This window comes from Serratia sp. CY47444 (assembly GCF_052168635.1).
GTDB classification, from domain to species: Bacteria; Pseudomonadota; Gammaproteobacteria; order Enterobacterales; family Enterobacteriaceae; genus Serratia; species Serratia bockelmannii.
Genome location: NZ_JBJNMH010000003.1, coordinates 330,488 through 354,917 on the forward strand (window position 1 = coordinate 330,488; position 24,430 = coordinate 354,917).

The window sequence follows — 24,430 nt, forward strand, 5'->3', positions numbered from 1 at the left end:
CCCCCAACAAACTTTCGTTTGCTGGGGGTTAAAGATGCACTAATCAGACCATAACTATGGCTATTCGATACCGTATTTTTTCTCGGTTACGAATTTCGGCTCTTTCCAGTTGGGGCCTTTTTTAACAAGCATTTTGTCACCCCATTCAATAACGCCATTCTGACGTAACTGTTCGAACACCCGCCTGAATTCACCATTCCCAATTACTGTGAAATTATGGCGACTAAAGAATCGGTCCATTTGGGGATAACCAAACCCATCCTCATTTCTCACCAAAAAGGCAATGACGTCAGAAATTTTTTCTTCTTTTGCCAAGCGTTCTAAATCAATCATTTTAGCATCCTCAACTCTTGTTGTTCAGCAGCCTCTAAAGCCTCCTGCGTATAGAGCAAAGCCTCGCTGTTGCCTAATTGATAATCTTCCAACGTCGCAGTATGCGTATTATTCCACACTTCTCCTTGATTATCTGGCACCGAGCCATCTCTAATACCCAAATTGCGATAACGCTCCAATTCCCTGATCTCATGTGTATAAAATCGCCTGTCAGTATCGGTGGGAGGCAGTTCTCCCTTCAAGATCTTTTCCAGGCGGCCGATCATCACTTTGTTAGCGTCTGACTCTGTAAAACGCCCAGTATGCAGCTTCACCTTATCCACGCCGGCACGGTCGATGCTGGCCCCTTTCCAATCCAGGTTCTGAATGGGGCCTCCAGCTTTATTAGTATTGTATTCACGACCGCTGTATTTACCCCTGGCGTTGGTTTCACCATAGGGCTTGCTCACCATCACATAGATGGCCTCTACACCAATCTCCGTCGCATCCGGCTGCCACAGGATAAAATCTTGCAGATCCTGCACCACATCCGCCGGGAAGGTGGTGACCACGATGCTGTCCGCCTGCCTGATGCCGGTGCCGGTATGCACTGGCGATTTGGGCCCCGGTGAGCCGTTGCCGGTATGCGCCGGCGCTGCCGGTCCGGTCGGCACCGGGTTGATCAGTATCGTCCTCGCCGGTGCGCCCGCCACCGCCGGCAGCGTGATTTTGTCCAGCCCTGTCAGCTCATCGCGAACGGGTCTGAATACCGGCACGCTCGGCGATACGCCGCCAACCCCCGTCCTGACAAAGTTAACGCTCTGTCTCCCGTCGTCGTCGGTGGTGATAAACCCGCGCACCGGCAAATCGACCGAGGTCATGCCGGGCTGAATGGTCGCCCTGCCCGCCGCCGCCAGGCTCGCCTGAAGGGCAAACAGATTGACATCCCGCCCGGGCACCCGATCACTCCCTGCACCGACCTCCGTCGGGTAGAAGCCGAGAGCAAAAGCCCCCAGCACCGATCCGGCGGCGACCGCGGTGCCGGCGCGTATACTGCCGACTTCGTAGGCCGCCCGCCACGATGCGCTCGCTGCCCAGCCGGCCAGTTCGCTCGTGGTCGTCATCACACCTTGCCCGACCATCGACGTCTGCAGCATGGCGGGGGCGCGGTTGAGCACCATGGCGCCTGCCGCCGCCAGCGCCGCATTGGCCGCTTTTAGCTTTTCCGGCGTATACGCCGGAGCGTCCATAATACCCGCTTTAGCGAACAACGCTTTTCTGGCGGCTTCCACCTTGCGGGCCTCTTCAGCCTTACGGGCTTCCTCGGCTTTGCGAGCCTCTTCAGCCTTACGAGCCTCTTCGACTCTGCGGGCCTCTTCCGCCTTTCGGGCCTCCTCAGCTTTACGGGCCTCTTCGGCCACTTCTCGTTCTACCTGTTTAAATTGTTGATAGGCCGAGGTCAAAGAAGGTACTTCGACATTGCGTTGCCGATACCCTGTGCGATCGTCCCCTTTGCCGCCTCCGTTGATTTCATATTGCTCCGTAATTTCGGTCATCATCCTATTATTATCAAGCCAGAAACCCGGCGGGATTTTTCCATTAAGCACCTCGGAATAGGTGGCTAATGACACCTTATCTTCAGCGGTAGAATTGTTACCATTACTGTTCCCGTTGGGTGCACTCTGATAATTACCGATCTTATGGCCAGTATCAATATGACCGACAAAACCGGTCACTCCAGACTTATTAAAATCAAAACCAATGACATTTTTTAATTGTGGCTCAGACTTTAATGCGTTACGCACACCTATTTCATCAACCGCGCGAACGTCACTTACCTGAACCTGCAATCTGCCACTATCATCCAACCCCGTCAAAGATACTGAGGCATAAGGTGCAAGGGCTCGTCTTATTTTTAGCAAACTACCCAGTATACTCTTGACGCTAGGGTCATTTTTGATGGCATTGACCTGTCGTTGCTTCGCAGCCTCTCGGGAGTTCCCACTGATACTACTGTCTCTGCCGCCATTACCGTTCGAGCCGCCTGGCGTCGAACCATCAGGTCGAGCATTGAGATTATCGCCGCTGCCGCCCATATAATCTCCAGCGGTAGGACCATGGCCATTCAGTTCCTGTGGCATATTATTTTCTCCTGGATATTACTATTCCATCAGATGCACTGAAGGCGATTTATTCCCTGTCTGGCAAACGTCGACATGCAAAAATATTTCCGCGTCGCTGAGTTCTCAATTTGATTCCCGGTTTGGAGAGATTGAATAAATCGCCGTTTTATTATCGTTATTGGCTGGAAATCATGCCTTCCAACGCCGCCAACCGCGATTCCAACCCTTCTCGGGCCGCTCGCTCTTCCTTAAGCGCCTCAACCAGCAACGCCACCACGCCGTTGATATTGATGCCCCGCGCGTCCTTCAGCACGCTGCCGTCGTTGAGCTTCAATTCGGTTTGGGTTACCGACTGCGGCAATACGCTCTCCACTTCCTGAGCGATCACCCCGGCCTCCGGCACGCCCTGTTTGAGGTAGGTGTAGCCGCCTATCTTGGCCAGCTTGTCCAATGCGCCGTCAATTTGGGTGATGTCCGTTTTCATGCGGGCGTCGGAGCTGCTGTGCCAAGCGCCGTTGGTGAAGGCGTTTCCATTATTACGGAATTCAAATAGGCCACTGCTTTTGTCATCACCAACCTGAATCTCCACAAACTGGTTTTCCCGTATCCGCTCGCCAAGGTACAGGTTGGCATAGACTCTTCCATTTCCCTGCAGGTGCAGACCATGGGTGACGCTTAACGCGTCATTTTTTTTGACAACCCCTTCAGCCCAGAACCAGCCATTGGGATTGCGCTTGGTCAATTGCCCCACCGAAAGCTCAGCGTTAGGCTTCACCTGGAGTTCGTTCCAGTTTCCTTTCATGTCACGATAAGACAGCAGGCCGTAATCCTGCTCATTGCCGACAATCCGTGAGCCCATCAGCATCGTTGAGGTCTTATCGCCGCTGGTGAACTTGCTCTCAACAGGGGAAGAATAATAGATTTGTCCATTGATAAGCGGGATCGGACCAGTGGTCGAGGTGGAGATACCCGCGTTGTGCGAGACCATCGCCCCGCCGGAAATGTCCACCCCATTGCGCAAGGCAACCCGGCCAGACGCCAAATTGAACGAGAACGGGCGCAGGGTGTTCCACTGTCCGTTAAGCGCTTGGCCACCCGGCGTCGTCAGCGCATAAAAATCGCGTCCATCATTACGCAGCATCACGCCGGTATTGCCATTTGCCAGCCGAAAACCGTTGGCCGATTTGGAGACGATTTCACCGTCGCTGACCACGCGCTGGCGCAGCGTAGAAAGCGATTTCAGTTCCGCGATATCGTCATTAACGCCGTTAATCACCTGCGCATTTTTCTTTTCTTCTGCCATGATTGTTACCCTCTTACGTCCTGTTTGATGGCGGTTAACAGCGCTCATTCCCCCAGCATTCCCCGGCCACTGGGCTCACCGCACCGAAGCTGTAAAACCGGTTAAGCACACAGCAACACTGTATGCATAACCAGAACTTTATCTCGAAGAATAATGGGATTCCCTCACCACGGGTTGTGTGATGAACGGGACAACCAAGCGGCGGGAACTATAAAGAGAACAGAAGCAGAGAACGGCGGGCGCGCTGAGCCCCTCCGGGCATATCAGAAAAAGGAATACGGGCCGGCGCAAGCCGGCCGGGGAACGAAGGGGTTTACCGCGCCCGCTCGGCGGCCAGCGCCGCGATGCGCATGATCACCGCCACCGCTTGCTCCATGCCCTCCAGCGTCACGAACTCGTGCTTGCCGTGGTAGTTGTAGCCACCGGTGAACAGGTTCGGGCACGGCAGGCCGCGAAACGACAGCTGCGCGCCGTCGGTGCCGCCGCGGATCGGTTTCATCACCGGTTCGATGTCGCAGTCGCGCATCGCCTGCTGCGCCAGCGCAATCACGTGCGGGTGCTCCGCCACCTGTTCGCGCATGTTGTAATAGCTGTCTTCGATGCTCACTTCGATATAGCAATCGCGGGGCAGACCTTTGCCGACCTCGCGAGCGATGTCCACCATCTTGCGCTTACGCGCCTCAAACCCCTCACGCTCGAAGTCGCGCAAGATATAGTGCATTTCGGCGCGCTCCACGCTGCCCTTGATGCTGCTGAGGTGATAAAAGCCCTGGTAGCCTTCGGTGGTCTCCGGCGCTTCGTCCGCCGGCAGTGCCTGATGAATGCGGGTCGCCAGCGACAGCGCGTTGACCATCACGCCCTTGGCGCTGCCGGGGTGCACGCTGTTGCCGAGGATTTTGATCGTCACCGAGGCGGCGTTGAAGTTCTCGCACTCCAACTCGCCGACGCCGCCGCCGTCCACGGTGTAAGCCCATTCGGCATTGAAGGCCGCCACGTCGAACAGCTGCGCCCCTTTGCCCACCTCCTCGTCCGGGGTGAAGGCCACGCGGATGTCGCCGTGCGGGATTTTGCGCGCGCGCAGGCGCACCATGGCGGTGAGGATCTCGGCGATGCCGGCCTTGTCGTCGGCGCCCAGCAGCGTTTTGCCATCGGTGGTGATCAGCGTCTGCCCCAGCATCTGGTGCAGGATCGGGAACATCACCGGCGACAGCACTTCATCACCGATGCCGAGCGCAATGTCGCCGCCGCGATAGTTCTCGACGATCTGCGGATTGACGTGTTTGCCGCTGAAATCCGGCGAAGTATCCAGGTGGGCGATAAAACCGACCGCCGGCACCGGCCAGGCGACGTTGCCCGGCCAGGTGCCCATCACGCAGCCGTGTTCGCTGAGCGACACCCGCTCGAAACCGAGCGCGATCATTTCCTGCTGCAACGCGCGCGCCAGCTTCAACTGCCCGTCGGTGCTCGGCACATGCTTTACGTTCGCTTTGGACTGGGTGTCGAAAGAGACGTAGTTGAAAAAGCGGTCAAGTAATTTGTCCATGGTAGCGGCCCCTCAGAATATCGCGTTTCATTATGCGGAACCGATCAGGATCAAATATTGCGTCAGGTCATTTTTAACCAGAATTCGCCAATATCATTAATCTTTGTGATGATTTCTGAGGGAAATAACACTGTCATCACAGGGTCATTTGTCGCTATCATGATGAAAAACGCGGCATCTGGGCCGGATCGGCTTTCAATTCCGGCATTCAGCGTCTATCATGCGCGCTCGAAAAATTTCCATTGGCGCAACTGGTTTGAGCTTCATTTGATCAGCGGGCATCCCGCAAGCTCCGGCAGTCTTTTCCAGTTGCGGTTCTATCTGCATTAGCCCACGGGATAGAGTAATACGATAAATGACTGAGACATCCTCTCCGACTCCCCTTGTTGAACTGCATGCCCTGAGCAAAGCGTTCGATGGCAAAACCATCATTGCCGATCTTGAACTGACGATTAACCACGGCGAATTCCTCACCATTCTCGGCCCCTCCGGCTGTGGCAAAACCACGGTGCTGCGCCTGATCGCCGGTCTGGAAGACGCCGATCGGGGCCGCATCGCGCTCGACGGCCAGGACATCACCGCCATTGCGGCCGAGCATCGCCACGTCAACACCGTGTTTCAGAGCTACGCTCTGTTTCCGCACATGTCAGTGTTCGACAACGTCGCCTTCGGCCTGCGCATGCAAAAGGTGCCAGCGGCGGAACTGACGCCGCGCGTCGAAGAGGCGCTGCGCATGGTGCAGCTGGATACGTTCGCCAAGCGCCGGCCGGGCCAGCTCTCCGGTGGCCAACAGCAGCGCGTGGCCATCGCCCGCGCGGTGGTCAACAAGCCGAAAGTGCTGCTGCTGGACGAATCGCTGTCGGCGCTGGACTACAAGCTGCGCAAGCAGATGCAGAACGAGCTGAAGGCGCTGCAGCGCAAGCTGGGCATCACCTTCGTGTTCGTCACCCACGATCAGGAAGAAGCGCTGACCATGTCGGACCGCATCGTGGTGATGCGCGAAGGCCGCATCGAGCAGGACGGCACGCCGCGTGAGATCTACGAAGAGCCGAAGAATCTGTTCGTCGCCAGCTTCATCGGCGAGATTAACATCTTCGACGCGGTGGTTTTGCAACGTCTCGATTCACAGCGGGTGCGCGCCAACGTCGAAGGCCGCGAGTGCGACATCTATGCCGATCTGCCGGTGGAGCCGGGCCAAAAGCTGAAGGTGCTGCTGCGCCCGGAAGATCTGCGGGTGGAAGAAGTGAACGACAGCGCGCAGCACGACGGGCTGATCGGTTACGTGCGTGAGCGCAACTACAAAGGCATGACGCTGGAGTCGGTGGTCGAGCTGGAGAACGGCAAAACGGTGATGGTCAGCGAGTTCTTCAACGAAGACGATCCGGACGTCGATCACTCGCTCAACCAGAAGATGGCGGTGACCTGGGTCGAAAGCTGGGAGGTGGTGCTGGCCGATGAAGAAATCGCGTAAAGTCTTCCAGAATGTGGTGATCGTCGGCGTCGTCGCCTGGCTGCTGTTGTTCGTGTTCATGCCGAACCTGATGATCATCGGCACCAGCTTCCTGACCCGCGACGACGCCAATCTGGTGCAGATGGTGTTCACGCTGGATAACTACCGGCGCTTGTTCGACCCGTTGTACGCCCAGGTGCTGCTGCACTCGCTGAACATGGCGCTGATCGCCACCCTGTGCTGCCTGGTGATCGGCTATCCGTTCGCCTTTATCCTGGCGCGCTTGCCGCAGAAGGTGCGGCCGCTGCTGCTGTTTCTGCTGATCGTGCCCTTCTGGACCAACTCGCTGATCCGCATCTACGGCCTGAAGCTGTTTCTCAGCACCCGCGGCTATCTCAACGACGCGCTGCTGTGGATCGGCGTCATCGACAAGCCGCTGCGCATCATGTACACCTCGGAAGCGGTGATCCTCGGCCTGGTGTATATTCTGCTGCCGTTTATGGTGATGCCGCTCTACTCCAGCATCGAAAAGCTCGATAAGTCCTGTCTGGAGGCGGCGCGCGATCTCGGCGCCAGCAAGCTGCAGACCTTTATCCGCATCATCGTGCCACTGACCATGCCGGGCATTATCGCCGGCTGCCTGCTGGTGGTGCTGCCGGCGATGGGGCTGTTCTTCGTCGCCGATCTGATGGGCGGCGCCAAAAACCTGCTGATCGGCAACGTGATTAAAAGCCAGTTCCTCAATATCCGCGATTGGCCGTTCGGCGCGGCCACCAGCATCTGCCTGACGCTGGTGATGGGGCTGTTGCTGCTGGTCTATTACCGGGCCGCACGCCTGCTGAACAAGAAGGAGGATCTGGCATGATCGGACGTCTGCTGCGCGGCGGCTTTATGACGCTGGTATACGCCTATCTGTATATCCCGATCGTCATCCTGATCGTCAACTCCTTCAACGCCTCGCGCTTTGGCATCAACTGGCAAGGGTTCACCGCCAAGTGGTACAGCACGCTGCTGAATAACGACAGCCTGCTGCAGGCCGCGGGGCACTCGCTGACCATGGCGGTGCTCTCCGCCACCTTCGCCACCCTGATCGGCTCGCTGACCGCGGTGGCGCTGTACCGCTACCGCTTTCGCGGCAAGCCGTTCGTCGGCGGCATGCTGTTCGTGGTGATGATGTCGCCGGACATCGTAATGGCCATCTCGCTGCTGGTGCTGTTCATGCTGCTGGGCATTTCGCTCGGCTTCTGGTCGCTGCTGTTCTCGCACATCACCTTCTGCCTGCCGTTCGTGGTGGTGACCGTCTACGCGCGCCTGAAAGGCTTCGACGTGAAGATGCTGGAAGCCGCGCGCGATCTCGGCGCAAGCGAGTTCACCATCCTGCGCAAAATCATCCTGCCGCTGGCGATGCCGGCGGTGGCGGCCGGTTGGCTGCTGAGCTTCACCCTGTCGATGGACGACGTGGTCGTCTCCTCCTTCGTCACCGGGCCGAGCTACGAGATTTTGCCGCTGAAGATCTACTCGATGGTGAAAGTCGGCGTCTCGCCGGAGGTCAATGCGCTGGCCACCATTTTGCTGCTGCTGTCGCTGGTGCTGGTGATCGCCAGCCAGTGGGTGATGCGCGATCGCGCGCCCAAGGCAGAATAATCCTTCCCGCCGGGCGCCGCAGCGCCCGGTTGTGATCCCCTTCACAACCGGCACCGGTTGTCACTCTCTGACCATCGGTGCCTATTTCCGCCCCGCCGATTGCAGCGGCGAAAACTTCCCCCTATAACTGAATCCAGGCAAGGCGCCTTATTTTTTCTCGCTTTCAGGGAGTTTATTCAGCAACGTCGTCATCCATTAAAATATAAAAAGGAACTGCCATGAAAGGTATTATCGATAATATCTTAAATAAGCTGCAGCTTTTCTCCAAAGCCATGATGGGGCCGATATTTTTCCTGCCGGTAATCGGTCTGATTCTGGCGCTCAGTTCTATTCTTACCAATGCCACATTAATCAATGAACATTCCGCCGTCTTCTCTATCGGTAAAATGATCGGCGATACCTTCTGGCCGTTATTCGGCAATCTCGGGCTGATTTTCTGTATCGGTATTACCTACGGCCTGGCCAAAGACAAGAAAAGCGAAGCGGCGCTGGTCGCGGTGATGTGCTTTATCATGTTCCTCGGCGCCAATTCGTCTTATCTGCAATTCAGCGGCCACGTCGCGGCCAAGATCAACGGTGAGTATTACGGCACCGGGCAAACGGAACTGCTGGGATTTACCGTGGTAGATATGGGCATTTTCCTCGGTCTTATCCTCGGCGTCACGATTGCCTGGGTGCATAACCGCCTGTGCAACGTCGAACTCAACGGCGTGTTCTCGGTCTACGGCGGCGCCAAGCTGGTGCTGATTGCCATGACGCCGATCATCATGCTGTACGCCGTCGCCTTCAGCTACCTGTGGCCGGCTATCTCACAGGGCCTGATCGCGCTTACCGGCTTTATGAAAAGCGCCGGCTCGCTCGGGGTATTCGTCTACGGCTTCTTCGAGAAATTCCTGATCCCCACCGGGCTGCACCACTTTATCTGGTCGCCGTTCCAGCTCACCAGTATCGGCGGTTCGATCGTACAAGACGGCCAGACCGTCTCCGGCTCGCAGGCGATTTTCCTGGCCTACATGCGCGACCCAAGCATCTCGCCGCTGATGAACGAGGCGCTGCGTTTCTCGCAGCAAGGGATGGTGACCATCTTCGGCCTGTCGGGCGCGGCATTGGCTTTCTATCACACCGCCAAACCGGAAAAGAAAATGCTGGCCAAGGCGATTCTGATCCCGGCCATCACCACCTCGATCCTGGTCGGCATCACCGAGCCGATAGAGTTCACCTTCCTGTTTATCTCTCCGCTGCTGTGGGTGATCCACGCCGTGTTGACCGCGCTCTCGCAGGTAGCCTGCAACCTGTTCCAAGTGCGCCCCTGGGGCGCCAGCGGGCTGGTCGAGTTCCTGGCCTACAACCTGCCACTGCCGGTCTCCCTCACCCGCTGGCCGCTGTATGTGGTCATCGGGCTGGTGCAGTTTGCGGTGTATTACCTGGTGTTCAAAACGCTGGTGCTGAAGCTCAATCTGAAGACGCCGGGCCGTGAAGATGATCAGGACGTCAAACTCTATTCCAAACAGGATTACCGGAACCGTAAAAATACCCCGGACGAGCCAAGCGGCATCATTATTCGCGCGCTGGGTGGCAAGGAAAACATTATTTCCGTCGATAACTGCTTTACCCGGCTGCGGGTGGAATTAAAGGATATGGCGCGGGTGGATGAGGTCGCGTTGAAAAGTACCGGCGCCAAAGGCGTGGTGAAGAATCGCCGTGAAGTGCAGGTGATTTACGGCGTCACGGTCGGCAAGGTCAAAAATCAGGTAGAGAAATATTTAGCGGCACTCTAACGCTTTATTAATGGGAGATATCGAATGAAATTAACCGTTCTCGGCGGCGGCGGCGTGCGTTCCCCGTTCCTCGCCAAATCCATCGCCTATAACGCCCATCGCATCGGCATTACCGAAGTGGTGTTTATGGATACCGATGAGCGCCATCTGGCGATCTACGGCGCCCTCGCGCAGGGCGTATTCCAGCGCATTCGCGGCGACATTGCTTTCAGCCTCAGCAGCGATCCGCGCCAGGCGCTGCAAGACGCCGATTACATCATCACCACCCTGCGCATCGGCGGCGAGGAAGGCCGCATCCATGACGAGCGCATCGCGCTCAATCACCAGTTGCTCGGGCAAGAAACCACCGGCGCCGGCGGCTTCGCCATGGCGATGCGTTCAATTCCGGCGATCCTCGACTATTGCCGCCTGATCGAGCAGGTTTCCTCGCCGGCGGCGGTCTTGTTCAACTTCACCAATCCTTCCGGCATGGTGACCGAGGCGATCATCAAATCCGGCTTCCAGCGCCGGGTCTACGGCATCTGCGACGCCCCCAGCGAGTTTATCCGCGAACTGGCCGAGCTGCTGGACTGCCGCGAAGACCAACTGAGCGTCGACTGCTTCGGCCTCAACCATCTTTCCTGGTTCCGCAATGCGCGCGTCAACGGCGAGCCGGTCACGGAACAGTTGCTGGCGGATCCGCGCCTGTATCGCGATACCTGCATGAAATACTTCTCGCCGGAGCTGGTGGCGCTGTCAGACAATTTGATGCTCAACGAGTATCTCTACTATTACTACTACCGTGAGCAGGCGATCGCCGCCATCGTCGCGGGCGGCGAGACCCGCGGCGAACAAATCGCGGCGATCAACCGCCAAATGCTGTCAGAGTTAGGCGAGCTGGACATCCCCCACCAGTTGGAACACGCCTTCTCTGTCTACTTCAGCCATTATCTGCAGCGCGAAAACTCCTACATGCAGCGCGAGTCCAACCAGGGCAAGGTGAAAAAACGTGAGATGCTGACGCTGCAACAGTTTATCGAGCAGCCGGACAGCGGCGGCTATGCCGGGGTGGCGATCGACATTCTGGAGGCGGTCAACAGCGGCCGGCAAAAACGCGTAGTGGTATCGATGCAAAACCGCGACACGCTCGATTTTCTGCACCCGGAAGACGTGATCGAAATCAGCTGCGAATTGAGCAGCGCCGGGATTCAGCCGGTCAAAATGCGCGATATTCCCGACACCCAGAAAAACCTGATTTCGCAGGTGAAAGAGTACGAACGGCTGGCGGTGGCGGCGATCCTGACCGGCAACCGCCAACTGGCCATCAAGGCGCTGATGGTGCACCCGCTGGTCAACTCCTACTCGCTGGCGAAAACGCTGGTGGAGGAGTACCTGCTGGCCCACCGTCAGTATGCCAGGCACTGGCGCTAAACGGTGCGATGCGGCCGTCAGCGGCCGCGTCGTTCAAACCAGGCGGTGATCACATTCTCGAATCCCAACAGACAGTGGCCGAAAAATGGGTTGGGATAGTAGATATCGTGATCGTATTTTTGCCGATCCTCAAACAGAAAGGTCATATCGGCCTGCTGCGCCAGCGGGCTGTCGCCGTCGCCGCAGAAGGCCGCCAGCAGAATGTGATTACGCTTCACCGCCTCGCTCCAGCTCAGCGCCGAGCCGCTGTTGCCCGACTTTGAAATCACGATCACCATGTCGAAGCGAAAGCGCGTCTCGCGGTCAAGAATGTCGAAATCCGGCCACAGCGACAGGTAACTGTCTACGCCCAGCGTCATAAACTTGTTGTACATATACTGCGCCACCAGCTGTGAAAAACCGCTGCCGTGGATCAGGATCTTGCCGCTGTCGAGCAGATCGAGAAACTGCGCCTGCTGGGCCGGCGGTGCCGCCGACGTAGGGCGTTCCACCTGGTAGGCCGGCGCCATCGTCAGGTTGAACTTGATGAAATAGACCAGTTCGAGATAGCCGCGAAAGCCCAGCTTTTTAGCCAGCCGCACCAGCGTCGAGGGGGAACTGTAGCAGCGTGCGGACACCGCGCGGATGCCGTCGTCGATGCAGGCGTCCGGGTTGTCGAGAATGCAGTGCAAAATCGTCAGATCCGTCTTGCTGAGCTCCGCCTGGCTGAAGACCTGTTTGAAATTCATCGCCGCCCTCGTTTATTCGCCAAAATTATTGTTTCGCACGCGCTTCACCGCCTGTCCAGCGCGAGACACACAAATTGTGATGCGCTTTAAGCCGCCGAACCCCTTGATTTGCCAACGGGATAACCGCCTTTACCCACCCCGCCCCGGCCCCTATAATGGCCCCTTTCTGGGGTATGGCGCGGCCGAAAACGGCAGCCCATACGGGTTCGGCTCACTACTGCTGAAGGATACGCTGCATGAAAAAGTGGTCACATCTGCTCGCAGCCGGGATGATGGCGCTGAGTTTCTGCTCTGCAAACGCCTCTGACGGCAAGACACTGTACTTCTATAACTGGACTGAATACGTCCCGCCGGGGCTGCTGGAGCAGTTCACCAAGGAAACCGGCATCAAGGTGATCTATTCCACCTATGAATCCAACGAAAGCATGTACGCCAAGCTGAAAACCTACAAAGACGGCGCGTACGATCTGGTGGTGCCTTCCACTTACTTCATCGCCAAGATGAGCAAAGAAGGCATGCTGCAAAAAATCGACAAGAGCAAGCTCAGCCACTTCAAGGATCTCGATCCCACCCTGCTGAACAAGCCGTTCGATCCCAACAACGACTATTCCATTCCTTACATCTGGGGCGCTACTGCCATCGGCGTTAACAGCGACGCGCAAGATCCCTCTACCGTTACCGCCTGGGCCGATCTGTGGCAACCGCAGTACAAGGGCCGCCTGCTGTTGACTGACGACGCACGCGAAGTGTTCCAAATGGCGCTGCTCAAGCTGGGCTATTCCGGTAACACCACCGATCCGAAGGAGATCGAAGCTGCCTACCACGAACTGCAAAAATTGATGCCAAACGTGCTGGCCTTCAACTCCGACAACCCGGGCAACCCGTTTATGGAAGGGGAAGTCAACGTCGGCATGGTGTGGAACGGTTCGGCCTTTGTGGCGCGCCAGGCCGGCACGCCGCTGGAGATCGTCTGGCCGAAGGAAGGCGGGATCTTCTGGATGGACAGCCTGGCCATTCCGGCCAACGCGCGCAACGTCGAAGGGGCGCTGAAGCTGATCGACTTCCTGCTGCGGCCGGAAATCGCGGTGCAGGTGGCGGAGACCATCGGTTACCCGACGCCGAACCTGGCGGCGAAGAAGCTGCTGTCGCCGGAGATCGCCAACGATCCGTCTCTCTACCCGGATAAGACGGTGATTGAGCACGGAGAGTGGCAAAACGACGTCGGCGACGCCAGCACGCTGTACGAAAGCTACTTCCAAAAGTTGAAAGCCGGGCGCTAATACGCCCCGCCATCACATCAGGGCGCGCAGTGCGCCCTGATGCCTTTCTCAGGGCCTGTCGGCCCGCGCCACCTTGCCCACCAGGAATTTGTGCACAAAACGCGGCACCACTTCACTGGCCAGACCGTAGTGTTTCTCGTCGAACTGGCTTTCCACCTGACTCGGCTCCAGGTTCAGCTCCATCGCGTAGGCGCCGCCCAGCCGCGCCTCATGCACGAACCCGGCCGCCGGATAGACGTGGCCGGAAGTGCCGATGGCGACGAAGAAATCGGCCTTGCTCAGCGCCTGGTAGATGTCGTCCATGCCCAGCGGCATCTCGCCGAACCACACCACGTGCGGCCGCAGCGGCGCCGGGAACTGGCAGCAATGGCAACGATCGTCGACGCTGAGATCGCCGGGCCATTCGAACACCTGCCCCGACTGGGTGCAGCGCACCTTCAGCAATTCGCCGTGCATATGCAACACCCGCTTGCTGCCGGCGCGCTCATGCAGGTTATCGATGTTTTGCGTGACCAGCAGGAAGTTGTCCCCCAGCCACTCTTCCAGATCCGCCAGCGCGCGGTGCGCGGCGTTCGGGACGATCTCCTCCGTTTGCAGCTGACGGCGGCGTTCGTTGTAAAACGCCTGCACCAGCGCCGGATCGCGCTGGAAACCTTCCGGCGTGGCGACGTCCTCCACCCGGTGCTCTTCCCACAGCCCATCCGCGGCGCGGAAGGTGCGAATGCCCGACTCGGCCGAAATGCCGGCCCCGGTCAACACCACCACAAACGGCTTTTTCAGCTCTGCCGCCGCCATGGTGTCACGGTGAAAAATACGTGAACGAAAGCGCTGATGCAGCACATGCTTACTCTTGCGAAACTGACACAGCCGATGGCGAGTGTGCATTAACTCTCTCCTTACTTTTCCCTGTTTACCCTTCTTACTGGACGTTGCGGCGTTGTTGGCTGCATATATTCACGCCTGGCCGCAACGCCCATTACTTTGGGCGAGCCAAATTGAGAAACGCTGCGCCGCGCACGCCGCCGGCGTCGCCATAGCGCGCTTTCTCGATGCGCGGTAGCCGGGCCACCCGCAGCAGGTGCGCCGGCAGCCGCTGCGGCAACGCCTGATAAATGGCGTCGAAGTTCGACAACCCGCCACCGATCACCACCAGATGCGGATCCAGCACCGTCAGCAGGTTGCCCAGGCAGATCGCCAGCACGTCCATAAAGCGGTCGACGTGGGCCATCGCCTGCGGCTCACCCGCCTGATAATGCGCAATGATCTCGGTGGCAGGCAAGCGCCGGCCATAAAAATGGGCGTACATCCATTCGAAACCGCGGCCCGATATGTAGTTTTCAATGCAACCCTGATGGCCGCACCCGCAGGCAACGCGAGGCACATCACGTCCCAAGACCTCGAGCGCGTCCACCGGCAGGCGCAAATGGCCGAACTCGCCGGCGATATAGTTACGCCCTGACACCGTCTTGCCGTCGACGATCAACCCGCCGCCTACGCCGGTGCCGAGAATGATGCCCAGCACCGTTGGGTAGCGGCGAAACTCGTCGTCCCAGGCCTCCGACAGCGCAAAGCAGTTGGCGTCGTTATCGACCCGTACCTCGCGCCCGATCAGCGCCGCCAAATCGCGCGGCAGCGGTCGCCCCATCGCCGCCGGCACGTTGGCGGTAAACAGCGTGCCGTCATCGTCGTTGGGCAGGCCCGGGATACCGATGCCGACGCTGCCGCGCCGGCCGCAGAACGCATCCGCCTCAAGGGTCAGATCGCACAGCGTGGCCAGCAGCTGCCGGTAGTCTTCACGCGGCGTCGGCACCCGCTTTTGCCAAATGCGCTGCAGGTTGTCGTCGAATACCCCCAGCTCAATCTTGGTGCCGCCCATATCGAAACCGTAGTACATAACCCATCCCCAGGCTAAAAAAACGGGGCGGCATCGCTGCCTCCCCGTGGGTTTTATTGTCCGCTCAGCACCCGCGCCGGGTCGATGCGGCTGGCGCGCCTCGCCGGATACCAACTGGCCAACAGGCTCAGCACGATGGCGGTTGCCAGCACGATCAGCACGTCCAGCCAGTGCAGCTCGGAAGGCAGGAAGTCGATGAAGTAGATATCGCCCGACAGGAAGGAGTGGCCGACCAGTTTCTCGATGCCCCGGATGATGTTGGTCAGCTGCAGCGAGGCGATCACCCCGATCACCACGCCGCTCAGGCTGCCCAGCAACCCGGCCAGCAACCCGTACCAGATGAATATGGCGCGGATGAAACCGTCTTTGGCACCCAGGGTGCGCAGCACCGCGATATCGGCGCTTTTGTCTTTCACCGCCATCACCAGCGTGGAGACAATGTTGAAGCAGGCTACGCCGATCACCAGCACCATCGCCAGATACATGATGGCGCGGATCATCTGGATGTCGCGATACATATAGCCGTACTTGCCGATCCAGCTTTTGATGTAGATATAAGAATTGGTCACTTCGCCGGCGTCGCGCACCAGCTTGTTGGCGGCGAACACGTCGTTCATCTTCAGGGCGATGCCCGTGACGCTGTCACCCATGTCGAGATACTGCTGCGCATCGGCCAGCGGCACCAGCGCCAGGCTGTGATCGAGTTGGCCGCTGAGCTGCAAAATGCCGGTTACGTGCAGACGAATGCGCTTCGGCTGCAGCAGCTTCATTTCCGGGTCGCTGTTGGGGATCATCACCGTCACATAGGCGCCCTGCTTGACGCCCAGTGCGTCGGCCACGCCCTTGCCGAGGATCACCTGCTGCTCGCCGGGCTTGAAGTTGGCCCAGGCGTCGCCCTGCACATACTGCGGCAGTGCGCTCAGCCGGCTCTCCTGCTGCGGATCAACGCCTTTGACTTCCACGGCGCGCAGCTGCGCGCCGTTCTCCATCAGGCCGGTAAAGTTGATGTACGGCGCGGCGGCCACAATGCCCGGCACCTTTTCCACCCGCTGCAGAATCGACGGCCAGCCGCTGAACGGCTGGTTGACCGGCTCGAGTTCGCCGTGCGGCACCACCGCCAGAATGCGGTTCTTCAGCTCGCGCTCAAAGCCGTTCATCGCGCTCAGGCCGACGATCAGCACCGCCACCCCCAGCGCAATGCCGATGGTGGAGATGACCGAGATCAGCGACACCATGCCGCCGCGTTTACGGCCGCGGCTGAAACGCAGGGCCGTCAGGAAGGACAGTGAGGCTCCCGCCATTACTCGGCCCCCATCAGGGTCAGCTGCGCCTGCAGGTGGCCGTCGGCCATTTCCAGCTGGCGGCTCAGGCGCTTGGCCAGCTGCAGATCGTGCGTCACCACCAGAAAAGCGGTGCCCTGACGCACGTTCAGCTCGCCCAGCAGATCGAAGATGCTGTCCGCGGTGCGTTTGTCCAGGTTACCGGTCGGTTCGTCCGCCAGCACCAGCGCCGGGTTGTTGACCAGCGCGCGGGCGATTGCCACGCGCTGACGCTCGCCGCCGGAGAGCTCTGACGGGCGGTGCTTGCTGCGTTTTTCCAGCCCGACCGCCGCCAGCATCTCCCGTGCCTTCTCCTGCGCCTGCGCCGGCTTGGCGCCACCGATCAGCAGCGGCATGGCGGCGTTCTCCAGCGCGGTGAAGTCCGGCAGCAGATGGTGAAACTGATAGATGAAGCCCAGCTGGCGGTTGCGCAGCTCGGCCTTGGCAGCCGAAGACATGGCGTTCAACGATTCGCCCTTGAAGATCACCTCGCCGGAGGTCGGTGAGTCCAACCCGCCCAGCAGGTGCAACAGGGTACTCTTGCCGGAACCCGAGCTGCCGACGATCGCCATCATCTCGCCCTGCTGCATGGCAAAGCTGACGTTGCGCAGCACGTCGGTGTGCAGATTGCCTTCCTGATAGGTCTTGCACAGGTTGTCACACTGCAGCAAAAGATGGTTACTCATAACGTAAAGCCTCAGCGGGTTGTACGGCGGCAGCGCGCCATGAAGGATAAAGCGTGGACAACAGGGAAACCGCCATCGCCACCACGGCGATGATCGTTACCTGCAGCGGATCGACCGCCACCGGCAGCGAAGCGCCGTCGATCAAGGCGCCGAGGATCGGCATCAGGTTATTCAGGTTGGTGGCCAGCAGCACGCCGAGCAGCGTGCCGAGCAGCGAACCGATGATGCCGGCGCTGGCGCCCTGCACCATGAATACCGACATGATCTGGCGGCGGGTCAGCCCCTGGGTCTGCAGAATGGCAACCTCGCCCTGCTTCTCCATCACCAGCAGGCCGAGCGACGTAATGATGTTAAACGCCGCCACCGCCACGATAAGGCTGAGCAGCAGCCCCATCATGTTCTTCTCCATGCGCACCGCCTGGAACAGCTCGCCCTTGCGATCGCGCCAGTCTTTCCAGACGGTGCCCGCCGGCAGCGCCTGTTGGCTGAGGGTATCGACCGTCAGCGGCTGTTGCAGGAACAGGCGCCAGCCGGTGATGTTGCCGGCCGGGTAACGCATCAGGCGCGAGGCATCCTGTTGGTTGACCAACAGCTGATAGCCGTCCACCTCGCTATTGGCATGGAAGGTGCCGATGAGGGTGAACAGGCGCTGGCTGGGGATGCGGCCCATCGGTGTGAACTGGCTGGCGCTCGGCACCATCACGCGCAGCGAATCGCCGCGCTTGACGCCCAGTTGCCCCGCCAGCTGTTCGCCGATGATGATGTTGTATTGGCCCGGCTGCAGCTGTTGCTGCTTGACGTTGACCAGATAGGGGGTTAGCGGATCGGCCTCGTCGGGATTGACGCCAAGCATCACCCCAACCGCCACGCTGCGGGCGCTTTGCAGCACCACGTCACCGGTGGTCAGCGGCGCAACGCGCGTGACGCCCTGCAGCTTCTGCACCTCGGAGGCCGGCAGCTGCTGCGGGTTGACCGATCCCTGTGGACTGGTGACCAACGCCTGCGGCATCAGGCCGAGGATGTTGTTCTCCAGATCCTTTTCGAAACCGTTCATCACCGACAGCACGGTGACCAACGCCATCACCCCCAGCGTAATGCCGATGGTGGAAAGCCAGGAAACAAACCGCCCGAAGCGGTCTGAGGCTCGCCCGCGCATGTAGCGCAGGCCAATGAATAACGCGACAGGTTGATACATGAAATCCGTTTGATAGCCGTGGCTTAAGCAAAGTGATCATGGATAATAAAGGCTCTCCCTCGTTTAGGGAACACCCGACGGCCTTTTATTGCGTGGCGGCGAAGAGGGAGACGGCGGCAGCTTCGCGCGTTATTTATCCTCAGCCGCAAAAAACAGACGGCATTAACCGGTTAAATAACCGGCAGAAAATTGATGAGCAGCGCTTTTTGCTGTGTCAGTTTGCCGGCCGCTGAGCTACTATAAACAGCATAAAGGCGCTGGGTTATCCGTGCCGGGACGCCATCCAACACATTGATTAAAGATACCTGAATGAGCACTTCCGATAGCCGTAACCGTTCTTCATCCCCTCGTTATTCTCTGCCCGATCGCGCGGGCGATCTGCGCCAACTGGGGCAACTGACCGGCGCGGCCTGTGCCGTGGAATGCGCCGAGATCGTAGAACGCCACCCTGGCCCGGTGATGCTGATCGCGCCGGATATGCAAAACGCCCTGCGGCTGCGCGACGAGATCCAGCAGTTCACTGACCAGATGGTGACCACGCTGTCCGACTGGGAAACCCTGCCGTACGACAGCTTCTCGCCGCACCAGGAAATCATCTCAGATCGTTTGTCGAGCCTGTATCACCTACCGACTATGGCGCGCGGCGTGATCATTCTGCCGGTCAACACCCTGATGCAGCGCGTCTGCCCGCACGAATTCCTGCACGGCCACGCGCTGGTGATGAAGAAAGGCCAGCGCCTGTCGCGCGACAAGCTGCGCGCGCAGTTGGAACAGGCCGGCTACCGCAGCGTCGATCAGGTGATGGAGCACGGCGAATTCGCCACCCGCGGCGCGCTGCTCGATCTTTACCCGATGGGCAGCGATGAGCCTTACCGCATCGACTTTTTCGATGACGAAATCGACAGTCTGCGCATCTTCGACGTCGATACCCAGCGCACGCTGAGCGAAGTTGAGGCCATCAATCTGTTACCGGCCCACGAGTTCCCCACCGACAAGAACGCCATCGAGCTGTTCCGCAGCCAGTGGCGCGAGCAGTTTGAGGTGCGCCGCGACGCCGAGCATATCTATCAGCAGGTCAGCAAAAGCGCCTGGCCGGCCGGCATCGAATACTGGCAGCCGCTGTTCTTCAGCCAACCGCTGCCGTCGCTGTTCAGCTACCTGCCGGCCAACACGCTGATCGTCAACACCGGCGATCTGGAGGGCGCCGCCGAGCGCTTCTGGCAGGACGTCAACCAGCGTTACGAAAGCCGCCGCGTCGATCCGATGCGGCCGCTGTTGGCGCCGGATACGCTGTGGCTGCGCGTTGACGCGCTGTTCGGCGAGCTGAAGGCCTGGCCGCGCATCGCGCTGAAAACCGATGAGCTGCCGGCCAAGGCCGGCAATACCAATCTGGACTACCATGCCCTGCCCGATCTGGCGGTGCAGGCGCAGCATAAATCCCCGCTGGATAATCTGCGGCGCTTTATCGAAGGCTTCGACGGCAGCGTGATTTTCTCCGTCGAGAGCGAGGGGCGGCGTGAAACGCTGCAGGATCTGCTCGGCCGCATCAAGCTGGCGCCGGCGCTGATTCAGCGCCTCGATCAGGCGGAAACGGCGGGCCGTTACATGATGGTCGGCGCCGCCGAACACGGCTTCCTCGACGGCCTGCGCCGGCGGGCGCTGATCTGCGAAAGCGATCTGCTCGGCGAGCGCGTCAGCCGTCGCCGGCAGGACAACCGGCGCACCATCAACACCGATACCCTGATCCGCAACCTGGCGGAGCTGCATCCCGGCCAGCCGGTGGTGCACCTGGAGCACGGCGTTGGCCGCTATGTCGGCCTGACCACGCTGGAGGCCGGCGGCATCAAGGCCGAGTACCTGATCCTGTCTTATGCCGGTGAAGACAAACTGTACGTGCCGGTGTCATCGCTGCATCTGATCAGCCGCTACGCCGGCGGCGCGGACGAAAACGCCCCGCTGCACAAACTGGGCGGCGACGCCTGGACGCGCGCGCGGCAGAAAGCCGCCGAGCGGGTGCGCGACGTGGCGGCCGAGCTGCTGGATATTTACGCCCAGCGCGCCGCCAAGGCCGGTTTCGCCTTCAAACACAACCGCGAGCAGTACCAGCTGTTCTGCCAGAGCTTCCCGTTCGAAACCACGCCGGATCAGGAGCAGGCGATCAACGCGGTGCTGAGCGACATGTGCCAGCCGCTGGCGATGGATCGCCTGGTGTGCGGCGACGTCGGCTTCGGCAAAACCGAAGTGGCGATGCGCGCCGCCTTCCTGGCGGTGGAAAACGGCAAGCAGGTGGCAGTATTGGTGCCGACGACGCTGCTGGCGCAGCAGCACTTCGACAACTTCCGCGATCGCTTCGCCACCTGGCCGATCCGCATCGAGATGATGTCGCGCTTTCGCAGCGCCAAAGAGCAGCAACAGGTGCTGGACGACGCGGCCGAAGGCAAAGTGGACATCATCATCGGCACCCACAAACTGCTGCAGAGCGATCTGCGCTGGAAGGATTTGGGGCTGCTGATCGTCGATGAAGAGCACCGTTTTGGCGTGCGCCACAAGGAGCGCATCAAGGCGATGCGCGCCGATGTCGATATCCTGACGCTGACCGCCACGCCAATCCCGCGGACGCTGAACATGGCGATGAGCGGCATGCGCGATCTGTCGATCATCGCCACTCCGCCGGCGCGCCGCTTGGCGGTGAAGACCTTCGTGCGCGAATACGACAGCCTGGTGGTGCGCGAGGCGATCCTGCGCGAAGTGCTGCGCGGCGGCCAGGTTTACTACCTTTACAACGACGTGGAAAACATCGAGAAAGCGGCGCAGCGCCTGGCTGAGCTGGTGCCTGAAGCGCGCATCGCCATCGGCCACGGCCAGATGCGTGAACGCGATCTGGAGCGGGTGATGAACGATTTCCACCACCAGCGCTTCAACGTGCTGGTGTGCACCACCATCATCGAAACCGGCATCGATATCCCCAGCGCCAACACCATCATCATCGAGCGGGCCGATCGCTTCGGCCTGGCGCAGCTGCATCAATTGCGCGGCCGCGTCGGGCGTTCGCACCATCAGGCTTACGCCTATCTGCTGACGCCAAACCCGAAAGCCATGGGCACCGACGCCCATAAACGGCTCGAGGCCATCGCGTCGCTGGAAGATCTCGGCGCCGGGTTCGCGCTGGCAACCCACGATCTGGAGATCCGCGGCGCCGGTGAACTGCTGGGTGAAGACCAGAGCGGCCAAATGACCACCGTCGGTTTCTCGCTCTATATGGAACTGCTGGAAAGCGCCGTCGACGCGTTGAAAAACGGTCGCGAACCATCGTTGGAAGATCTCACCAGCAGCCAGACCGAGGTAGAACTGCGCATGCCGACGCTGCTGCCGGAAGACTTCATTCCCGACGTCAATACCCGTCTGTCACTGTATAAGCGTATCGCCAGCGCGAAGAACGACGGTGAGCTTGACGAGTTGAAGGTCGAACTGATCGACCGCTTCGGCCAGCTGCCGGATGCGGCGCGCAACCTGTTGCAATGCGCGGCGCTGCGCCTGCATGCGCAGAGGCTGGGGATCAAACGCATCGAGAGCAACGAGCGCGGCGGCTTTATCGAGTTCGGCGACAACAACCGCGTTGACCCGGGTTATCTGATCGGCCTGTTGCAGGGCAATCCGCAGGTTTACCGCCTGGACGGCCCGAGCAAGCTGAAGTTCACGCTCGATCTGGCCGATCGCCAGAAACGCCTGACGTTCACCGAAGAGCTGCTGAACGCCTTCCGCGAACACACGCTGGCGGCCTAAGGCAACGCCCCCGTCGCTACAACGGGGGCGGCTTATCCGCGCGGAAAACCGGCGCCCAGCGGCGCCAGCTGCATCACGCGGCTGGTCACCACCCGGTTTTTGCCGCTGCGCTTCGCCTCGTACAACGCTTCGTCGGTCATGGCAATCGCCTTGTCCAACGTCATGCCGGGCAGATACAGCGACACGCCGATGGACATCGTGATGTGCGCTTCGTCGTGTGCATTCAGCAAGAACGTCGAGCTTTCCACCGCGCTGCGAATACGTTCGGCTACCCCACCGATGACCTGCGGATCGTAGCTGGCGGTGATCACCATAAACTCCTCGCCACCGTAGCGCCCGACGAAGTCCTCGTTACGCACGCTGTTTTGCAGCAGCCGACCGACGCTGGCCAGCAGCACGTCACCGGCCGGATGACCGTAGGTATCGTTGATGCTTTTAAAGTTATCCAAATCGAGGATCATCAACCCGCACGGGCGACGCTCGGCACGCTGCAGCATCAGCTGATAATCGACGCTGGCGCGGTTGTTGATGTGGGTCACACTGTCGGTCGTGGCACGCGCACGCATCGCGAAATAGGCGTAGATGTGGCGCTCTTTGAAATTCAGCGCATGATAGCAAATCGCCAGACAGAGCGCGGAGACCGCCTGGTACAGCAACACATCCGGCCACAGCCCGCTCATGTCCACCAGCAGCCACACCACCGCGATGCGATACAGCGCGATAATGCCGATCGTCAGGTAAAACGTCCGGTGGGATTTTTTCAGCCACACCTGCGACAGCAGCAGCGGCGCGATGATCGAGGCGATGAACAGGTTATCGACGGTGAAACCGCCGGTCAGCGCCATGGCGAACAGAAAACTCACCAGTCCGCTGACGCCGCCGCCGAAGAACGTCACCAGTATCATCGGGATCATCGCAAAGCTGTAATGTACCTTATCGGTCAACACCAGCCGATCCTGACTCAAATACAGCACCGCCACCCCGGCCAGCAGGCCGAACACGACGCGCTTCCACAGTGCGGAACGGTAGGAAAACGGGGCATTCTTGCTGAGAACGAAATAGCTTACCGACAGCGTGGCATAGGTGATGCAAGCGTCGCTGTAAAGGGTGGAAATGGACGCAATGTAAGTCATAAATAGTCAGCGCGCTCCTCGGGATCGCCAGGGGTAATGTAAAGACGTTGAATAACGCATCCCTGTCGTCTCCGCTTCGGCGGCGGCCATTTTACACAGTCTATTAATAGAGTAGCAGTTCTATCTTATCGCCAAGCCGTCTATCTCACGATGCTCGCTTCAGGCTACTCTGTCCTTTGTATATCGGGGGAGAAACGCATGAATATCGACGATGAACTGCAGGCGCTCAGCGAACAGGAAGCGACGCTGGCCTTTACCCATTTTGACGCCGCCACCGCCTGGGAGCTGGGCGCGGCGCTGAAAACCGCCGCCGAGCGACGCGGCCTGAGCATCGCCATCGAAATCCAACTGGCCGGGCAGACGCTGTTTTATTACGCCATGCCGGGCGCCACGCCAGACATCGCCGACTGGGTGCGGCGCAAGCGCAATCTGGTGAACCATTTTCACAAAAGTTCTTACGCCATCGGCCTGCGTCTGCAGCAGCGGCAAACGTCGCTGGAGGAGCGTTACGGGCTGAGCGTGCGCGACTATTCGGTGCACGGCGGCGCCTTCCCGCTCACCCTGACCGGCCTCGGCTGCGTCGGCAGCATCAGCATTTCCGGCGCGCCGCAGAAGGAAGATCACCAGCTGTTGGTAAGCACTTTAGCCCACTTTCTCGGCTTATCCCTACCCGCTCTGCACTAACCGCCAAAACCTTGATGATTCCTTTCTTTTTCAGCCGCAGAATCTGCGGCTTACTTACCTCTTAACGGCATTTAGCGCCGGATAAAACGACGACTCTCTGATTTCCTGTGCCAAATTGACGCAGGTCTGGTAATCCGCTGAACAAAAGGCGTATGGTATCTGTCA

At 59.4% G+C, this 24,430-nt stretch carries 21 protein-coding genes; 10 read left to right on the forward strand and 11 right to left on the reverse strand.

The annotated features are described in order from the left end of the window. Window positions 1–60 precede the first annotated feature (60 nt). The 4 genes from ACJ8IL_RS08065 to pepT all read right to left on the reverse strand — a co-directional run bounded on the left by ACJ8IL_RS08065 (window position 61) and on the right by pepT (window position 5,281). Window positions 61–333, reverse strand: coding sequence for a hypothetical protein (locus ACJ8IL_RS08065; protein ID WP_015377598.1), 273 nt, complete (start codon window positions 331–333; stop codon window positions 61–63). Then, window positions 330–2,453, reverse strand: a complete 2,124-nt coding sequence (locus tag ACJ8IL_RS08070) for an S-type pyocin domain-containing protein (protein WP_442516474.1) — start codon at window positions 2,451–2,453, stop codon at window positions 330–332. Before ACJ8IL_RS08070 ends, ACJ8IL_RS08065 begins: the two co-directional genes overlap by 4 nt. A 157-nt stretch (window positions 2,454–2,610) precedes the next feature. Next, window positions 2,611–3,738, reverse strand: a complete 1,128-nt coding sequence (locus ACJ8IL_RS08075; RefSeq protein WP_060432907.1) for a tail fiber domain-containing protein — start codon at window positions 3,736–3,738, stop codon at window positions 2,611–2,613. A 313-nt stretch (window positions 3,739–4,051) separates the two neighbouring features. After that, the gene (gene pepT / locus ACJ8IL_RS08080) at window positions 4,052–5,281 is read right to left on the reverse strand and encodes a peptidase T (protein WP_004941154.1); all 1,230 of its coding nucleotides are present in this window, start codon (window positions 5,279–5,281) and stop codon (window positions 4,052–4,054) included. A 57-nt stretch (window positions 5,282–5,338) separates the two neighbouring features. Between pepT and ACJ8IL_RS08085 the strand changes: the two genes are divergently transcribed. The 6 genes from ACJ8IL_RS08085 (at window position 5,339) to ACJ8IL_RS08110 (ending at window position 11,563) form a co-directional block, all read left to right on the forward strand. Beyond that, window positions 5,339–5,611, forward strand: a complete 273-nt coding sequence (locus ACJ8IL_RS08085) for a hypothetical protein (protein WP_101456414.1) — start codon at window positions 5,339–5,341, stop codon at window positions 5,609–5,611. 25 nt (window positions 5,612–5,636) lie between these two features. Beyond that, entirely contained in the window at window positions 5,637–6,752 is a 1,116-nt protein-coding gene (gene potA, locus ACJ8IL_RS08090) for a spermidine/putrescine ABC transporter ATP-binding protein PotA (RefSeq protein ID WP_442516475.1), read from the forward strand. Further along, on the forward strand, window positions 6,736–7,596 hold the full coding sequence (gene potB, locus ACJ8IL_RS08095) for a spermidine/putrescine ABC transporter permease PotB (protein ID WP_025302510.1): 861 nt from the start codon (window positions 6,736–6,738) through the stop codon (window positions 7,594–7,596). Before potA ends, potB begins: the two co-directional genes overlap by 17 nt. Then, window positions 7,593–8,375: a spermidine/putrescine ABC transporter permease PotC gene (gene potC, locus ACJ8IL_RS08100; protein ID WP_033640617.1), complete on the forward strand. Its 783-nt coding sequence runs from the start codon at window positions 7,593–7,595 to the stop codon at window positions 8,373–8,375. The genes potB and potC overlap by 4 nt, the downstream gene beginning before the upstream one ends. Window positions 8,376–8,593: 218 nt before the next feature. Then, window positions 8,594–10,153, forward strand: a complete 1,560-nt coding sequence (locus ACJ8IL_RS08105; RefSeq protein WP_442516476.1) for a PTS transporter subunit EIIC — start codon at window positions 8,594–8,596, stop codon at window positions 10,151–10,153. A 24-nt stretch (window positions 10,154–10,177) separates the two neighbouring features. Next, window positions 10,178–11,563 (forward strand): family 4 glycosyl hydrolase, encoded by a 1,386-nt coding sequence (locus ACJ8IL_RS08110; protein WP_049207157.1) that lies wholly within the window; start codon window positions 10,178–10,180, stop codon window positions 11,561–11,563. A gap of 17 nt (window positions 11,564–11,580) precedes the next feature. Here ACJ8IL_RS08110 and ACJ8IL_RS08115 read toward each other — a convergent pair whose 3' ends face one another. Then, entirely contained in the window at window positions 11,581–12,291 is a 711-nt protein-coding gene (locus tag ACJ8IL_RS08115) for a MurR/RpiR family transcriptional regulator (RefSeq protein WP_025302506.1), read from the reverse strand. A 236-nt stretch (window positions 12,292–12,527) separates the two neighbouring features. Here ACJ8IL_RS08115 and potD point away from each other — a divergent pair, with 236 nt between their 5' ends. After that, a complete protein-coding gene (gene potD / locus ACJ8IL_RS08120) occupies window positions 12,528–13,571 on the forward strand; it encodes a spermidine/putrescine ABC transporter substrate-binding protein PotD (protein ID WP_049207158.1) in 1,044 nt (347 codons plus the stop codon). Window positions 13,572–13,619: 48 nt separating this feature from the next. Here the strand turns inward: potD and cobB are convergent, their stop codons facing one another. The 5 genes from cobB to lolC all read right to left on the reverse strand — a co-directional run bounded on the left by cobB (window position 13,620) and on the right by lolC (window position 18,665). Beyond that, the gene (gene cobB / locus ACJ8IL_RS08125) at window positions 13,620–14,456 is read right to left on the reverse strand and encodes a Sir2 family NAD+-dependent deacetylase (RefSeq protein ID WP_016928086.1); all 837 of its coding nucleotides are present in this window, start codon (window positions 14,454–14,456) and stop codon (window positions 13,620–13,622) included. A 91-nt stretch (window positions 14,457–14,547) separates the two neighbouring features. Beyond that, window positions 14,548–15,465 carry an N-acetylglucosamine kinase gene (nagK, locus tag ACJ8IL_RS08130; RefSeq protein WP_442516477.1) on the reverse strand — a complete coding sequence of 306 codons (918 nt, stop codon included), beginning with the start codon at window positions 15,463–15,465 and terminating at the stop codon, window positions 14,548–14,550. A gap of 53 nt (window positions 15,466–15,518) precedes the next feature. Then, the gene (lolE, locus tag ACJ8IL_RS08135) at window positions 15,519–16,766 is read right to left on the reverse strand and encodes a lipoprotein-releasing ABC transporter permease subunit LolE (RefSeq protein ID WP_025302503.1); all 1,248 of its coding nucleotides are present in this window, start codon (window positions 16,764–16,766) and stop codon (window positions 15,519–15,521) included. Next, on the reverse strand, window positions 16,766–17,470 hold the full coding sequence (lolD, locus tag ACJ8IL_RS08140) for a lipoprotein-releasing ABC transporter ATP-binding protein LolD (protein ID WP_004941120.1): 705 nt from the start codon (window positions 17,468–17,470) through the stop codon (window positions 16,766–16,768). The genes lolE and lolD overlap by 1 nt, the downstream gene beginning before the upstream one ends. Next, entirely contained in the window at window positions 17,463–18,665 is a 1,203-nt protein-coding gene (lolC, locus tag ACJ8IL_RS08145; RefSeq protein ID WP_004941116.1) for a lipoprotein-releasing ABC transporter permease subunit LolC, read from the reverse strand. The genes lolD and lolC overlap by 8 nt, the downstream gene beginning before the upstream one ends. 38 nt (window positions 18,666–18,703) lie before the next feature. On the opposite strand from lolC, the gene ACJ8IL_RS08150 reads away from it, so the two are divergent. Together ACJ8IL_RS08150 and mfd are read left to right on the forward strand one after the other, a co-directional pair. Then, on the forward strand, window positions 18,704–18,898 hold the full coding sequence (locus ACJ8IL_RS08150) for a hypothetical protein (protein ID WP_442516478.1): 195 nt from the start codon (window positions 18,704–18,706) through the stop codon (window positions 18,896–18,898). Window positions 18,899–18,974: 76 nt separating this feature from the next. Further along, the gene (mfd, locus tag ACJ8IL_RS08155; RefSeq protein WP_043141515.1) at window positions 18,975–22,448 is read left to right on the forward strand and encodes a transcription-repair coupling factor; all 3,474 of its coding nucleotides are present in this window, start codon (window positions 18,975–18,977) and stop codon (window positions 22,446–22,448) included. A 32-nt stretch (window positions 22,449–22,480) separates the two neighbouring features. On the opposite strand, the gene ACJ8IL_RS08160 is transcribed toward mfd, so the two are convergent. Next, complete coding sequence (locus ACJ8IL_RS08160) at window positions 22,481–23,581, reverse strand: GGDEF domain-containing protein (protein ID WP_043141520.1); 1,101 nt, start codon at window positions 23,579–23,581, stop codon at window positions 22,481–22,483. 198 nt (window positions 23,582–23,779) lie between these two features. Here ACJ8IL_RS08160 and ACJ8IL_RS08165 point away from each other — a divergent pair, with 198 nt between their 5' ends. Further along, entirely contained in the window at window positions 23,780–24,265 is a 486-nt protein-coding gene (locus tag ACJ8IL_RS08165) for a heme-degrading domain-containing protein (RefSeq protein WP_047567963.1), read from the forward strand. Window positions 24,266–24,430: the final 165 nt, after the last annotated feature.

What these genes read in the sequence shown, in the direction of transcription:
- ACJ8IL_RS08065 (WP_015377598.1), bottom strand. Translation starts at nt 333, where the DNA reads ATGATTGATTTAGAACGCTTGGCAAAAGAAGAAAAAATTTCTGACGTC.
- ACJ8IL_RS08070 (WP_442516474.1), bottom strand. Translation starts at nt 2,453, where the DNA reads ATGCCACAGGAACTGAATGGCCATGGTCCTACCGCTGGAGATTATATG.
- ACJ8IL_RS08075 (WP_060432907.1), bottom strand. Translation starts at nt 3,738, where the DNA reads ATGGCAGAAGAAAAGAAAAATGCGCAGGTGATTAACGGCGTTAATGAC.
- pepT (WP_004941154.1), bottom strand. Translation starts at nt 5,281, where the DNA reads ATGGACAAATTACTTGACCGCTTTTTCAACTACGTCTCTTTCGACACC.
- potA (WP_442516475.1), top strand. Translation starts at nt 5,637, where the DNA reads ATGACTGAGACATCCTCTCCGACTCCCCTTGTTGAACTGCATGCCCTG.
- potB (WP_025302510.1), top strand. Translation starts at nt 6,736, where the DNA reads ATGAAGAAATCGCGTAAAGTCTTCCAGAATGTGGTGATCGTCGGCGTC.
- potC (WP_033640617.1), top strand. Translation starts at nt 7,593, where the DNA reads ATGATCGGACGTCTGCTGCGCGGCGGCTTTATGACGCTGGTATACGCC.
- ACJ8IL_RS08105 (WP_442516476.1), top strand. Translation starts at nt 8,594, where the DNA reads ATGAAAGGTATTATCGATAATATCTTAAATAAGCTGCAGCTTTTCTCC.
- ACJ8IL_RS08110 (WP_049207157.1), top strand. Translation starts at nt 10,178, where the DNA reads ATGAAATTAACCGTTCTCGGCGGCGGCGGCGTGCGTTCCCCGTTCCTC.
- ACJ8IL_RS08115 (WP_025302506.1), bottom strand. Translation starts at nt 12,291, where the DNA reads ATGAATTTCAAACAGGTCTTCAGCCAGGCGGAGCTCAGCAAGACGGAT.
- potD (WP_049207158.1), top strand. Translation starts at nt 12,528, where the DNA reads ATGAAAAAGTGGTCACATCTGCTCGCAGCCGGGATGATGGCGCTGAGT.
- cobB (WP_016928086.1), bottom strand. Translation starts at nt 14,456, where the DNA reads ATGCACACTCGCCATCGGCTGTGTCAGTTTCGCAAGAGTAAGCATGTG.
- nagK (WP_442516477.1), bottom strand. Translation starts at nt 15,465, where the DNA reads ATGTACTACGGTTTCGATATGGGCGGCACCAAGATTGAGCTGGGGGTA.
- lolE (WP_025302503.1), bottom strand. Translation starts at nt 16,766, where the DNA reads ATGGCGGGAGCCTCACTGTCCTTCCTGACGGCCCTGCGTTTCAGCCGC.
- lolD (WP_004941120.1), bottom strand. Translation starts at nt 17,470, where the DNA reads ATGAGTAACCATCTTTTGCTGCAGTGTGACAACCTGTGCAAGACCTAT.
- lolC (WP_004941116.1), bottom strand. Translation starts at nt 18,665, where the DNA reads ATGTATCAACCTGTCGCGTTATTCATTGGCCTGCGCTACATGCGCGGG.
- ACJ8IL_RS08150 (WP_442516478.1), top strand. Translation starts at nt 18,704, where the DNA reads ATGGATAATAAAGGCTCTCCCTCGTTTAGGGAACACCCGACGGCCTTT.
- mfd (WP_043141515.1), top strand. Translation starts at nt 18,975, where the DNA reads ATGAGCACTTCCGATAGCCGTAACCGTTCTTCATCCCCTCGTTATTCT.
- ACJ8IL_RS08160 (WP_043141520.1), bottom strand. Translation starts at nt 23,581, where the DNA reads ATGACTTACATTGCGTCCATTTCCACCCTTTACAGCGACGCTTGCATC.
- ACJ8IL_RS08165 (WP_047567963.1), top strand. Translation starts at nt 23,780, where the DNA reads ATGAATATCGACGATGAACTGCAGGCGCTCAGCGAACAGGAAGCGACG.